A 13,988-nucleotide genomic window follows, 5' to 3' on the forward strand; every position below is an offset into this window, starting at 1 on the left:
CGGGCCGCCAGCCTAGGGCCGACCACCGACACTCCTGCTGACAGGAGGCGTAACAGGGGTCTTCGGGGGAAAGCGGGTCGCCGGAAGTGCGCGCGCCGCGCGTACGGAAGGGAGTCTCATGACTGCCGCAAGCGAGCCGGCCCGAGGTGCCGGCGTAACGGCCGGGTCCCGCAGCCACCGGGGGGACGCCCGCGCCAAGACGAGCGCCGCGGCGACCTTCGCCCTGGTGTTCGGAGTGGCCGGCCTGTTCAGCGTGTTGACCGCGATCCTCGCCTGGCTGGGGCTGGTGCTGGGCATCATCGGGATCATCCTCGGCATCGTCGGGCTCAAGATGTCACGCCGACCCGGGGTCACCGGTCGTGGCGTGTCGATCGGTGGCCTGGTGCTCAGCATCCTGGCCGTGCTGATCGGGCTCGGTCTGGCCGCCGGGATCACCACGTTCGTCAACAACGAGAACGCGGTCGACCGGTTGCAGACCCAGGTCGACAACCTGCGCGACAAGCTCGACTGACCCGCGCGTGCCGGTCCGGGCCGGCCCGCCCACCCGTCCCGGCCAGCACAGTAGGGTGGGCGGCGTGCTCCGCCAGGTCACCGCGATCCGCTACGTCACCCCGCTCCGCGAGGGTGGGTCGCTGCCGGGCGTGGTGGAGGCCGACGACCTGGGCACCTACGTGGCGAAGTTCCGCGGCGCCGGGCAGGGGCCCAAGGCGCTGATCGCCGAGGTGATCTGCGGTGAGCTGGCCCGCCGGCTGGGGTTGCGGGTGCCGCCGCTGGTGGTCCTCGACATCGACCCGGTCATCGGACGGGCCGAACCCGACCAGGAGGTGCAGGAGCTGCTCCGCGGCAGCGGTGGCGCCAACGTCGGGATGGACTTCCTGCCCGGGGCGCTGGGCTTCGACCCGGTGGCGCACCCCGTCGACCCGGCGCTGGCGTCCCGGGTGCTCTGGTTCGACGCGTACGTGGAGAACGTCGACCGCAGTTGGCGCAATCCGAACCTGCTCGTCTGGCACCGTGAGCTGTGGCTGATCGACCACGGTGCCTCGCTGTACTTCCACCACAACTGGCCGCGCGCCGACGCCGCCGTGCACCGGGCCTACCGCGCGGACGATCACGTGCTGGCGCCGTACGCGTCGCGGCTGGCCGAGGCCGACGCCGAGTTGGCCCCCCAGGTCACCCCGGAGCTGCTCACCGACGTGCTGGCCCTGGTGCCGGGGGAGTGGCTGACCGCCGCCGACTTCGACACGGCCGACGCGGCGCGCGAGGCGTACCTGCACCACCTGACCCGCCGCGTCGCCCGCACGGCCGACTGGCTGCCACCGGGGAGCGGGGCATGAGGCAACCCTTCGAGTACGCGCTGATCCGGCTCGTACCCCGCATCGAGCGCGGCGAACAGATCAACGTCGGGGTGCTGCTCTACTGCCAGCAGCGCGACTACCTGGCCGCGCGGACGCACCTGGACGCCGACCGGGTTCGCGCGCTGGCACCCGACGTCGACCTGCCGGCGGTCGCGGCGGTGCTCGACTCCTGGGACCGGACCTGCTCCGGTGACGGGCCGGCGACCCGGATGCGCCTCGGTGAACGGTTCCACTGGCTGGCCGCGCCGCGCAGCACGATGATCCAGACGGGGCCGGTGCACACCGGCCTCACCGCCGACCCGGCGGCCGAACTGGACCGGCTGATGGCGACCCTGGTCCACTGAGCGCGGGCGGGGCGTGCCCGGTCCCCTGATCGCGCTACGCCAGCTCCGTTGCCGGCGGAGCGCGATCCCCCGTTCAGGCGCCCGGTGCGGGGCGGCGGCTCGATCCCGCCGGCACCGATGGCATCAGGATCGCCGTCCGCGCACGGCGTCGGGCCGGAACGACCGGGAAGTTGCGGAAAAATTGAGCCGGCGGACCGGGGTGACGGACGAGGGTGACCGGTGGCGCGGGCGGGGGCTCTCGGCCCGTCCGCGCCACCGGTCCATGCAGCCCTACCCCCGGGGCACTGTGACTATGCGCCGTCGCGCGTCGCCGACAGCTCCTGCGTGCGCGCCGCCGGCAGCAGATCGGCCAACAGCTCGCTCAGTACGGCGAGCCCGTCCGGGCTGAGCACCGACTCGGCGTGGAACTGCACCCCGGCGAAGCCGCGCCCCCGCAGGGCGTGCACGGCACCGTCGCCCGGGTCCCGGGCCAGCTCCACCGGCCCGTACGCGGTGGCCAACCGGTCCGCCTCGGCGCGGGCCGTGAACGTCGAGTAGAACCCGACCCGGCGGGTCCGCCCGAACACCGGCACCTCCCGCTGCAACCCCTGGTAGGGAGCCTCCCGGCGGTGCAGCGTCAGCCCCAGCAGCCCGGCCAGCACCTGATGGCCGAGGCAGACCGCGAGGGTGGGACGACCGGTTGCCAGCAGCCCGGTCAGCAGCGAGCGCAGTGCCACCATCTTCGGCGCGTCCGCGCTGCCCGGGTCTCCCGGACCGGGACCGGCCACCACCAGGTCGTAGTCGTCGACCGGGCCGCTCGCGTGCCACGGCCGGGTGGTCACCGCGAGACCCAACGCGCTCAGCTGGTGGGCCAGCATCGCGGTGAAGGTGTCCTCGGCGTCCACGATCAACGCCCGGCGGCCGACCAGTGCGGGCAGTCCGGGCGCGTCCGGTGACCGCTGGTCCAGCCAGAACCGGGCCAGCGGTGCGTTACGCGCCGCCAGCGCGTCGCGTACCGCCGGGTCGTCGGCCAGCCGCGCGACCGGCCCGCGCTCGTCGACGGACACCGCCGGACCGAGGCCGAGCGCGGCCAGCACACCGGCGGCCTTGGCGTGCGTCTCGGCCACCTCCCCGGCCGTCGTCGAGTGCCGGACCAGGGTCGCGCCGACCGGCACCCGCAGTCGGCCGGTGGGGGAGATCTCGGCGGTCCGGATCAGGATCGGGGCGTCGAGCGTCTGCCGGCCGGCCTCGTCGTGACCAAGCAGCGCCAGCACGCCGCCGTAGTAGCCCCGACCCCGGCGCTCGTGCCGGGCGATCACCCGGCAGGCGTTCTCGATCGGGCTGCCCGTCACGGTCGGGGCGAACATCGTCTCGCGCAGCACCTCCCGCACGTCCCGGGTGCCCCGCCCGGCGAGCAGGTACTCGGTGTGCGCCAGGTGCGACATCTCCTTCAGGTACGGCCCGATCACCTGCCCACCGTGCTCGGCGACGGTGGCCATCATCTTCAGCTCCTCGTCGAGCACCATGTACAGCTCCTCGACCTCCTTCGGGTCGGCGAGGAAACGCAGCAGGGCCGAACGGTCCGCGACGCCACCGGGGCAGCGGAAGGTGCCGCTGATCGGGTTCATCATCACCAGCCCGTCGTCGACGCTGACGTGCCGCTCCGGGCTGGCGCCGACCAGCGTCCGGGTGCCCGTGTGCACCACGAACGTCCAGTACGCGCCGCGCTCACCGACCAGCAGCCGGCGCAGTGCCGCCAACGCGGCCCGTAGCGGCGGGCCCTGCACGGTGGCGTGCAGGGCGCGGTGGATCACGAAGTTCGCGCCCTCGCCCCGACCGATCTCCTCGGACAGCACCCGCTGCACGGTCCGCGCGTACTCCTCGTCGCTGACGTCGAAGCCGGCGTCGGTGGTGTGGACCGGCTCGTCGGGCAGCGCGGCGAGGGCGTCGGCCAGCGCGATCCGCTGGTGCGCGCGAACCTGAAGGAACTCCAGCGGGGCACCGTCGTCGACGCAGGCGAAACCCCGCTCGGTGATCTGCCGGTACGGCACCAGGGCCAGCGTCCGGGCCCCGGGTGGGCCCGGCGGCAGCGGAATGTCGGTGAGCCCTTCGACGGTGTCGACCGGGCCGGTGAACAGGTCCAGTTCGTCAGCGCCGTCGCGGCGCAGCAGCGCGAAGGGGCCGGGGTCGACGCCGTGCGCGACGGCGGCGAGCAGGTCGGTCAGCTGGGTCATCGGAATCTCCGTCGGGCCGGGTGCCGCCGTCGGGCGGCCCTGGAGCCGGGAGATCCGGCGACCGCCTCGATGGCGGCCGCGTGGATGGAGCTACGCGCGGGGGGTGGCCGCCGGGTCGGCGGGCCACCAACTGGTCAGGTGCGCGAGCATGTGATCCACCCTACGCGCCCGTCGCCCCGCTGGCACGGGGTAACTTGACCGGCGATGAACATTCTCGCGCTCGACCTGGGCACCTCCTCGGTACGCGGGCTGGTGCTGGACGCGGACACGCAGCCGCTGCCCGGCGCACTGGCCCGCCGCAAGGTCGACCTCGCCATCGGCGACGACGGCACCGGCACGCTGTCCGGCCGGGACTACCTGGCGAGCCTGGTCGAGTGCCTGGACGAGCTGGCCGAATCGGGGCACCTGCACGACGTCGGCCTGGTGGCGGTCTCCGCCCAGTGGCACTCGGTGCTTCCGCTGGACCGCGACGGCGCTCCGCTGGGCCCGGTGGTCACCTGGCTGGACACCCGGCCCGCCCCGGTCGGCCGTACCGCCGGGCCGGCGGACCCGGACGGCTTCCACCAGCGCACCGGCTGCTGGTGGCACCGGTCGTACTGGTCGATGCGGTTGCCCTGGTTGCGCGAGCAGTCCGGCACCCCGATCGCCCGGTTCGTCGGTCTGCCCGAGTACGTGCTGGGTGAGCTGCTCGACACGGCGCCCATGTCGATCTCCCAGGCCTCCGGGACCGGTCTGCTGGATCTGCGCACCCTGAGCTGGGACGATGAGGCGCTGGCGCTGGCCGAGGCGACACCGGCGCAGCTGCCGCCCCTCGGCGAGCTGGACTGGCATGGCCGGCTCCGGGTCGACCTGGCTCGTCGGTGGCCGCAGCTGGCGCAGGCCCGCTGGTCACCGCCGGTCGGCGACGGTGGGGCGTCGAACGTCGGCTCGGGCTGCGTCGACCCGAGCCGGGCCGCCGTCACCGTGGGCACCTCCGCGGCCGTACGGCTGATGCAGCGGATCCCGGCCGGCGAACCGATGCCCCGCCTGCCGGAACGGTTGTGGCGCTACCGGGTCGACCACGACCACGTGGTGACCGGTGCCGCGTACGCCAACGGTGGCAACCTCTTCGCCTGGGCGAACCGGGAGTTGCGGTTGCCCCAGGGCGCCGAGCTGGACGCGGCGCTGGCGCTGGTGCCGGCGGGCGGTGGTCGACCGACGGATCCCCGCTTCGGCGGCGACCGGGCACCCGGGCTGGCCCCGGCGGGCAGCGGCGCGCTGCGCGGGCTCAGCTTCAGCACCACGGCGGTCGACATCCTGGCCGGGCTGATGCAGGGGCTGTGTGAACTGGTCGCCGACGACCTCGGGGTGCTGGAGTCCACCATCGACAAACCGGTCGGCGTGGTGCTGGGCGGCGGTGCGGTCGCCGCCTCGGTGTGGTGGCGGCAGGCCTTCGCCACCGCGCTCGCACCGCGACCGGTGTCGCATCAACGCAACCCGGAAATCGGCGCCACCGGTGCCGCGTTGGTCGCGCTGGGGCGCTTCGGTGACGCGATCGACCTCGCCGACATCGGCCGGACGGACGAGCTGGTTTTACCGACCACGGCAGGACGGTCCCACCCGCAGTATCCTTCCTGAACCTCGGCCTCGCCCGGGCCGTTGACAGCGGTACCGAGCCTGGTTGGATGGACTGCGCTCCCCCGACCGCGGTGGACGCGGTAGGACGGAGGAGGCAGGGTGGCGGCAGGTCCCGACCCGGCGAACGGTGCGGTGTCGAACCATCGCCGCCGCCGCTTCGACGTCCGAGTCGTTCCGCATCGACGACGGTCACCGTTCCGGCTGCGCGACTGGCGGATGAGCACGAAGCTCGCCACCGTGCTGGTGGTGCCGTCGATGGCGTTCCTCCTGCTCGCCGGGGTGCAGACCAGCGCGCTCGTGGGGCGGACGACGGCCTTGAACGACTTCTCCAGTCAGGTCGGCATCGGCCGGCAGATCACCGCCGCGGTGCACCACCTCCAGCAGGAGCGCGACCGCTCGGCCGGGGAGCTGGGTGAGCTGCGTAAGGGTGGTGACCGGCAGGCCGCCGCGAACGACCTGAAGCCGTTGCAGGCGGCCACCGACAAGGCCATCGTGGACCTCAGCCGGGCCGCCGAGCCACTGGCGGACGCGGACGCGTCCTGGCGGGTGGCCTTCTCCGAGGCGTTGGAGGCGTACGACCAGGTGGTCGACATCCGCGCGGCGATTCCACCGGCGGTGGTCAGCAGCGAGACCATCCTGGGCAACTACCACCGGGCGGTCGGGGCGTTGCTCGACCTGCTCGCCGAACCGACGCCGGGTCAGAACCAGCCGGCGTTGAACGACGCGGTGCTGCGCTACGTCCAGCTGGCCCGGGTCAAGGAACTGTCCTCCCGGGTGCGGGGCCAGCTCTACGCCGCCGCCCGAGCCGGTGCGTACGGCACAGAGGACCGGGTGATCCTCGCCGACCTGCGCGGCCAGCAACTCACCGCGCTCGGCGCGTTCCGGGTGGCCGCGACGAGTGAACAGATCCGCCGCTACGACGAGACGTCGGTGTCGCCGATGTTCCTGGTCGCCACCGATCTGGAGGAGCGCAGCCTGTCCTCCGGTGGCGCGTCGCCGCAGGTGCTCCCCTCGGAGCAGTGGTGGTCGGCCAGCCAGCAACGCCAGGAGTCGCTGCGTCAGCTCGAGGCGGGCGTGCTCGACGACGCCGTGCGGCAGGCCGAGGAGGCCAGCGCCGACCAGCTGCGGGCGACCCTGCTGGTGGTCGGCGGAATCGTCACGGTCCTGCTGGCCGCCCTGCTGATCTCGTTGCTCATCGGCCGGTCGGTCGCCCGGTCGATGCGGCTGCTGCGCAGCCAGGCGCTGCGGATCGCCCAGGTCGAGTTGCCCGACGCCCTGGACCGGCTGAAGACCGTCACCGGCGGGGTGCCGCGCATCGAGGTCGCGCCTGCGGTGGTCCGTTCGCTCGACGAGATCGGCGAGCTGGCCGAGGCGTTCGTGGCGGTGCACCGCAGCGCGGTCACTGTCGCCGTCGAGCAGGCGCTCATGCGGCGTAACGTCAATGCGATGTTCGTCAACCTGGCCCGGCGCAGTCAGGTGCTGGTGGAGCGCCAGTTGGAGCTGCTCGACGACCTGGAGCGCGAGGAGAGCGACCCGGACCAGCTGGAGAACCTGTTCAAGCTCGATCACCTGGCCGCCCGGATGCGCCGTAACGACGAGAGCCTGCTGGTGCTCGCCGGCACCGACTCCACCCGTCGGTGGAACCGGCCGGTCGGGCTCGGTGCGGTGCTGCTGGCTGCCGCCGCCGAGATCGAGCAGTACCAGCGGGTCCGGATCGAGTCGGTGGCGGACGTGCACGTGGTCGGGCACGCCGTCGGCGAGTTGGTGCACCTGCTGGCCGAGTTGCTGGAGAACGCCACGGCCTTCTCCCGCCCGGACACCGTCGTGGTGGTGACCGCCCGGGTGGGAGCGGGCGGTCCGCTGATCGAGATCGTCGACCGTGGTCTGGGTATGAGCCCGGCCGCGTTGGTGCAGGCGAACGAGGTGCTGGCCAGCCCGCCGGCCGCGGACGTGGCGGCGGTGGAGCGGATGGGTCTCTTCGTGGTCAGCCACCTGGCGGCCCGGTTGGGCCTACGCGTGCGGTTGGAGGGCGGCGAGGATGGCCTGGTCGCCCGGCTCGCCCTGCCCGCGGAGTTGTTGGCTGCCCCGGGCAACGTGGAGCTGGACGCGCCCCCGTCGGCGCGGATGCTGGCGGCCGGCGCGGCGCGAGGGCCGGCTGCGCAGCCCGGGGCGGGCTGGCCGGGCGCTGCCGCCGTGCCGGGCGGTGCGGTGCGGGACCTGCCGGTGGCCGGTCGCCCGCCGGGTGTCGGTGTGCCGCGTCAGGGCCGCCCGATGCCGGTGCGCGCCGAGGACGTGCTGGCCCCGGCCGCTGCCAACGGCAACGGCAACGGTGGGGGCTGGTATTCGCGGCAGGGCCCGACCTCGCCGGTGGTGCCCGCACCGGCGACGCCACCGACCATCCCGGTGACCGCCGGCACCAACGAGCGGGGACTGCCGGTGCGGGTGCCCATGGCGCAGCTGAGCGCTGTCACCCGTTCGGCACAACCGATGACGGCACCGACCCGCACCGACCCGGACCCGGAGGCGGTCGGCGGCATGCTCTCGCGGCTCTACAGCGGAGTACGGCGCGCCGAGGCTGAGGACACCACCGAGATACCCGTGCCACCGTCCGGGGGGCACGACGAAGGGGGACGACGACAGTGACGACGTTGAGCCAGGAGGCGCGTGACCTGAGCTGGCTGGTGAGCGCGTTCGCGGAGCGGGTGCCGGGTGTGGCGCACGCGGTGGTGGTCTCCTCCGACGGGCTGCTGGTGGCGATCTCCGATCACCTGCCGCGTGACAACGCGGACAAGCTCGCCGCGGTGACCTCCGGGCTGATGAGCATCACCGCGGGCGCGGCCCAGATGTTCGACGGCGATGTCGTCAAGCAGACGGTGGTCGAGATGGGCCGTGGCTACTTCCTGGTGATGCAGATCCGCGACGGTTCGATTCTGGCGACCTTGGCGGCCGGTGACGCGGACATCGGCGTGGTGGGCTACGAGATGGCCCGGCTGGCGAAGCAGGCGGGGGAGATGCTCACCCCGGCCCTGCGGGCGGAGTTGCAGCAGGCGCTGCCCCGTTGAGTGAGCCGGCCGAGCCCGGACGGTCACCGGCTCACCCGAGCCGAGCCGTCCGGGCCCGGCGGTCCGGGTGGCGGCGCGTTCAGAAGCCGCCGTCGGCGATGACGGAGCGGTACCAGGTGGCGCTGCTCTTGAGCACCCGCCGCTGGGTGGGGTAGTCCACGTAGACCAGGCCCCAGCGCTGGTCGTAGCCCTGGTCCCACTCGAAGTTGTCGAGCAGTGACCAGACGTGGAAGCTCTCCAGCGGCACCCCGTCGGCGATGGCCCGGTGCGCCGCGGTGAGGTGGTCGCGCAGGAAGCTGATCCGGCCGGTGTCCTGGACGGTGTCGTCCGCGTCCAGAGTGTCCGGGGTGGGCAGCCCGTTCTCGGTGATGGTGAGCGGGATCGGGCCGTAGTCGCGGGTGATCCGGGTGAGCAGGTCGTACATCCCCTCGGGGTAGATCTGCTGCCACTCGGCCTCGGAGGTCGCCCACCGGTGCGCGGTGCCGCCGTCGGCGGTGACGTAGATCGGGGTGTAGTACTGCACGGCCAGCAGGTCGACCGGCGCGGAGATGACCTTCAGGTCGCCGTCGCGGATGCCCTGGACCATTCGGCTCTGCGGGCCCAGGTCGGCCAGCAGGTCCTCCGGGTAGCTGCCCTTGAACAGGGAGTCGAGGTAGAGGCGGTTCTCGTAGGCGTCGTAGAGGTGGGCGGCAGCGGCTGCCTGCGGGGAGTCGTCGGCGGGGTAGCAGGGGTGCAGGTTCAGCGCGGGGCCGATCCGGCTGTCGCTGCCGGTGGCCCGCAACGCGCCGACGGCGAACCCGTGCGCGAGTTGCAGGTGGTGGGCGACCAGGTAGGCGGCGTCCGGGTCCTGCCGGCCGGGGGCGTGGTGGCCGGTGAGGTAGCCGTTCTGCACCACGGTCTTGGGCTCGTTGATGGTGAGCCAGGACGGCACGCGGTCGCCGAGTGCGCGGAAGACCACGTCGGCGTAGTCGGCGAAGCGGTGAGCGGTGTCGCGCGACTCCCAGCCGCCGGCGTCCTGTAGCGCCTGGGGAAGATCCCAGTGGAAGAGGGTGGCCATCGGGGTGATGCCGCGCTCGTGCAGGCCGTCGAGGAGGCGGCGGTAGAAGTCGAGGCCGCGCTGATTGGGCGTGCCGGTGCCGTCGGGTTGGATCCGGGGCCAGGAGATGGAGAAGCGGTAGCTGCGCAACCCGAGGTCGCGCATGAGGTCGAGGTCCTCGGCGTACCGGTGGTAGTGGTCGATGGCCACGTCGCCGGTGTCGCCGTTGCGGGTGCGCCCCGGGACGCGGCTGAAGGTGTCCCAGACCGACTCGCCGCGCCCGTCCTCCTTGGTGGCGCCCTCGATCTGGTACGCGGAGGTGGCCGCGCCCCAGCCGAAGTTCTCCGGGAAGCGCAGCGGGCCGGCGGGCCCAATAGGTATCGACATGGATTCTCCTCATGGATACGGGGCCACCGCCGAAAGATTCGGGAGCGCTCCCATGATAGGGCAGACGCTGCCGGCTGGTCAGCCGGCCGTCATGGCGGCCAGCGCTGGCGGGTGGGAGGCGGGTGTGGCCCCGAGCAGCGAACGAGGCCGTCCGGGCGGCGCGGCGCGCCTGTCCCGTCGGCCTCTTTTCCTATCGTGTACGGGGGTTTAGTGTGGGGACGGGGGAGGGCAACCCCCGTCCCCACCGTAACTGCACACACACGGGCGGAATTTGGGTCCTGCCGTGCGTGTCGCGCGGGAGCCGGGCCACGCGAGTGGCTCTGGTTCCACCTCCCTCCCTGTGGCGGGACGATGGCTGACGACGGCGTCCGGGCTGGCCCGTCGTCGGCCCTCGGTCTGGTTCCCTGAGCTCGTCAGAGACGATCCCAGCGATCTTCTTGTTGGAACCTTGTCGATGGAAGCGCTCCCATCGACCGATGTTGCGACTGTAACGCCCGTCACGCCTTTGTGAAAGCCCCAAAACGAGATCGAAACAAGGAGCTGATCCGTGGCTCCGTGCGCTTGTTGTGGGAGCGCTTCCATGGCACACTGTCGATTCGACGCGACAGGAGCCACATCGCGTGAGTGCGGGTCCACCGAGGGCAGCCGGCAGCACCAGCTCCGGTCACGGTCACCCGATCAGCCGGCGGGACCCCTCCCGTGCGGGCTCGCACCGCCGAACCCCGGCCGGGCCCGGGGGAGACCACCTTCCCGGCGCCTCGACATCCCCGCGGACCACCACCCACGCGGGCAGGCGCCTCGCCGGGGACCGTCCCGGCCCGGTCCGAGGAGACACCGCGCACATGAGACAACTGGCACGACGCCGTCGAGTGGCGATCATCGCCGCCGCCGCGCTCGCCATCGGCGGGGTGACCCTGCCCGCTGGCGCCGCACAGGCCGCGCCCGCCTGCGACGTGGTCTACGCGACCAACGACTGGAACACCGGCTTCACCGCCAACGTCACCATCAAGAACCTGGGCGACCCGATCACCAACTGGACGCTCAAGTGGACCTTCCCGAACAGCGGTCAACGGGTCACCCAGGGCTGGTCGGCCCGGTACAGCCAGACCGGCAGTGAGGTCACCGCGACCAACGAGTCGTACAACGGCAACCTCGGCACCGGGGCCTCCACCACCATCGGCTTCAACGGCGCCCACACCGGGAGTAACCCGAAGCCCACCGCGTTCACCATCAACGGCACCCCGTGCAACGGCACCCCGGCCAACCAGCCGCCGACGGTCTCGCTCGGCCTGCCGAGCGGGCCGTTCACCGCGCCGGCCGACGTGCCGCTGACCGCCACCGCCAGCGACCCGGACGGGACGATCAGCAAGGTCGAGTTCTACCGCAACGGTCTGCTGATCAACACCGACACCAGCGCCCCGTACGCCTACACGCAGGAGGACCTGCCGGCCGGCAGCTACACCGTGCAGGCCAAGGCGTACGACAACGCCAACGGCATCGGGGTCGACGAGAAGGCGTTCACCGTCGGCGCCGCCAGCGGTCCGACGCTGGTCGCCACGCCGTCCGCGGTGAGCGTCGCCGAGGGTGGCACCGCCACCTTCAACCTGAAGCTCAGCGCCGCGCCGACGGCGAACGTGCCGGTCACCCTCACCCGCACCGGTGACACCGATGTCACGGTCTCGCCGAGCACCGTCACGCTGACCCCGAGCAACTGGAACACCGGGGTCACCGTCACGGTCACCGCGGCCGAGGACGCCGACACCGTCGGCGGCGCCGCCACCATCACCGCGGCCGCCACGGGTCTGGCCTCGCTGGCGGTCACCGCCACCGAGATCGACAACGACACCCCCGGCGGCGACAACACCTACATCGCGAAGTTCCTCGACCAGTACGGCAAGATCAAGAACTCGGGCTACTTCAGCCCCGAGGGCGTGCCGTACCACTCGGTGGAAACGCTGATCGTGGAAGCCCCCGACCACGGTCACGAGACCACCTCCGAGGCGTTCAGCTTCTGGCTCTGGCTGGAGGCGAACTACGGGCGGGTCACCCAGAACTGGGCCCCGTTCAACAACGCGTGGACGGTGATGGAGAAGTACATCATCCCGACGCACGCCGACCAGCCGACCTCGGGCTCCGCAGGCACCCCGCAGTACGCGGCGGAGTACAACCTGCCCAGCCAGTACCCCTCGGCGCTGAACCCGAACGTCCCGGTCGGCCAGGACCCGCTCCGCTCGGAGTTGCAGTCCACCTACGGCACCGGCGACATCTACGGCATGCACTGGCTGATGGACGTCGACAACACCTACGGCTTCGGCCGTTGCGGTGACGGCACCACCAAGCCGGCGTACATCAACACCTTCCAGCGGGGCACCCAGGAGTCGGTGTGGGAGACCGTCCCGCAGCCGTCCTGCGACACCTTCAAGCACGGCGGTCAGTACGGCTACCTCGACCTGTTCGTCAAGGACACCGGGGCCCCCGCCAAGCAGTGGAAGTACACCAACGCCCCGGACGCCGACGCCCGCGCCGTGCAGGCCGCGTACTGGGCGCTGACCTGGTCCAAGGCGCAGAACAAGCAGGCCGACGTCGCGGCCACCGTGGCCAAGGCCGCCAAGATGGGCGACTACCTGCGGTATGCGATGTTCGACAAGTACTTCAAGAAGATCGGCAACTGCGTCGGGGCGACCACCTGCCCCGCCGGCAGTGGCAGGGACTCGGCGCACTACCTGCTGTCCTGGTACTACGCCTGGGGCGGCGCGTACGACACCAGCCAGAACTGGTCCTGGCGGATCGGCTCCAGCCACAGCCACTTCGGCTACCAGAACCCGTTCGCGGCCTGGGCGCTGACCAACACCCCGGAGCTGGCGCCGAAGTCGCCGACCGCCGCCAGCGACTGGACCAAGAGCCTCGAGCGGCAGCTGGAGTTCTACACCTGGCTGCAGTCCGCCGAAGGCGGCATCGCCGGCGGCGCGACAAACAGCTGGGACGGCAGCTACGCCCAGCCGCCGGCCGGCACCAGCACCTTCTACGGCATGTTCTACGACGTCGACCCGGTCTACAACGACCCGCCGTCGAACCAGTGGTTCGGCATGCAGGCCTGGTCGATGCAGCGCATCGCCGAGCTGTACCTGCAGACCGGCAACGCGAAGGCCAAGGCGCTGCTGGACAAGTGGGTGCCGTGGGCGATCGCCAACACCACCCTGGGCACCAACTGGTCCATCCCGTCGGACATGGCGTGGAGCGGTCAGCCGACCACCTGGAACCCGTCCAACCCGCAGCCCAACACCAACCTGCACGTCGAGGTCACGGTGAAGGGCCAGGACGTCGGCGTCACCGCCGCCTACGCCCGGACCCTGATCGCGTACGCGGCCAAGTCGGGCAACGTGGCGGCGAAGGACACCGCCAAGGGGCTGCTCGACGCGCTGTCGGCCGCCAGCGACGCCAAGGGCGTCTCCACCACCGAGAAGCGTGGCGACTACCGGCGCTTCGACGACGTCTACAACGCGTCCACCGGCCAGGGCCTCTACGTCCCGTCGGGCTGGACCGGGAAGATGCCGAACGGCGACGCCATCGCCGCCGGCAAGAGCTTCCTCGACATCCGGTCCTTCTACAAGAACGACCCGGACTGGCCCAAGGTGCAGGCGTACCTGGACGGTGGTCCGGAGCCCGAGTTCAACTACCACCGGTTCTGGGCGCAGGCTGACGTCGCCATGGCGTACGCCGACTACGGCAGCCTGTTCCCGAACGGCTGATACGACCCGGGGTGGGTGGCGTGGACCGCCCACCCCGGGGTCCGGCCCGGTCCGGGGAACGACGGACCAGGGCTGGCGGACGGCCTGACACCCACGGTCAGGCCGGGGTGGGCCGGCCATCTGGCCGACGCAGCGGATCGGCTGGCCCACCCCACCGCCCGGACTGAAGCTAGCCGCGAAAAAGCCCAGAAATTCGGGCCGTCGCGGGATCACACCGAGGTCCGT

At 71.9% G+C, this 13,988-nt stretch carries 9 protein-coding genes; 7 read left to right on the forward strand and 2 right to left on the reverse strand.

Translation table 11 applies throughout. The annotated features are described in order from the left end of the window. Nucleotides 1-118: 118 nt before the first annotated feature. From QSK15_RS29185 to QSK15_RS29195, 3 genes are all read left to right on the forward strand, one after another. Nucleotides 119-511: a hypothetical protein gene (locus QSK15_RS29185; protein WP_285797256.1), complete on the forward strand. Its 393-nt coding sequence runs from the start codon at nucleotides 119-121 to the stop codon at nucleotides 509-511. A gap of 64 nt (nucleotides 512-575) precedes the next feature. Further along, the gene (locus tag QSK15_RS29190) at nucleotides 576-1,334 is read left to right on the forward strand and encodes a HipA family kinase (protein WP_285797257.1); all 759 of its coding nucleotides are present in this window, start codon (nucleotides 576-578) and stop codon (nucleotides 1,332-1,334) included. Beyond that, complete coding sequence (locus tag QSK15_RS29195; RefSeq protein ID WP_285797258.1) at nucleotides 1,331-1,699, forward strand: DUF3037 domain-containing protein; 369 nt, start codon at nucleotides 1,331-1,333, stop codon at nucleotides 1,697-1,699. Before QSK15_RS29190 ends, QSK15_RS29195 begins: the two co-directional genes overlap by 4 nt. Before the next feature lie 290 nt (nucleotides 1,700-1,989). On the opposite strand, the gene QSK15_RS29200 is transcribed toward QSK15_RS29195, so the two are convergent. Next, nucleotides 1,990-3,912 carry an anthranilate synthase family protein gene (locus tag QSK15_RS29200; RefSeq protein ID WP_285797259.1) on the reverse strand — a complete coding sequence of 641 codons (1,923 nt, stop codon included), beginning with the start codon at nucleotides 3,910-3,912 and terminating at the stop codon, nucleotides 1,990-1,992. A gap of 204 nt (nucleotides 3,913-4,116) precedes the next feature. Between QSK15_RS29200 and QSK15_RS29205 the strand changes: the two genes are divergently transcribed. From QSK15_RS29205 to QSK15_RS29215, 3 genes are all read left to right on the forward strand, one after another. Next, nucleotides 4,117-5,529, forward strand: a complete 1,413-nt coding sequence (locus QSK15_RS29205; protein WP_285797260.1) for an FGGY family carbohydrate kinase — start codon at nucleotides 4,117-4,119, stop codon at nucleotides 5,527-5,529. A 99-nt stretch (nucleotides 5,530-5,628) separates the two neighbouring features. Continuing rightward, on the forward strand, nucleotides 5,629-8,172 hold the full coding sequence (locus QSK15_RS29210; RefSeq protein ID WP_285797261.1) for a sensor histidine kinase: 2,544 nt from the start codon (nucleotides 5,629-5,631) through the stop codon (nucleotides 8,170-8,172). Next, nucleotides 8,169-8,591: a roadblock/LC7 domain-containing protein gene (locus QSK15_RS29215; protein WP_030328666.1), complete on the forward strand. Its 423-nt coding sequence runs from the start codon at nucleotides 8,169-8,171 to the stop codon at nucleotides 8,589-8,591. The genes QSK15_RS29210 and QSK15_RS29215 overlap by 4 nt, the downstream gene beginning before the upstream one ends. 79 nt (nucleotides 8,592-8,670) lie before the next feature. On the opposite strand, the gene QSK15_RS29220 is transcribed toward QSK15_RS29215, so the two are convergent. Next, a complete protein-coding gene (locus QSK15_RS29220) occupies nucleotides 8,671-10,014 on the reverse strand; it encodes a GH1 family beta-glucosidase (protein ID WP_285797262.1) in 1,344 nt (447 codons plus the stop codon). An 842-nt stretch (nucleotides 10,015-10,856) separates the two neighbouring features. Here QSK15_RS29220 and QSK15_RS29225 point away from each other — a divergent pair. Beyond that, a complete protein-coding gene (locus QSK15_RS29225) occupies nucleotides 10,857-13,763 on the forward strand; it encodes a glycoside hydrolase family 48 protein (protein ID WP_285797263.1) in 2,907 nt (968 codons plus the stop codon). Nucleotides 13,764-13,988 lie beyond the last annotated feature (225 nt).

The sequence above is a fragment of the Micromonospora sp. NBRC 107095 genome (assembly GCF_030269705.1).
In the GTDB taxonomy this organism is placed as follows: domain Bacteria; phylum Actinomycetota; class Actinomycetes; order Mycobacteriales; family Micromonosporaceae; genus Micromonospora; species Micromonospora parva.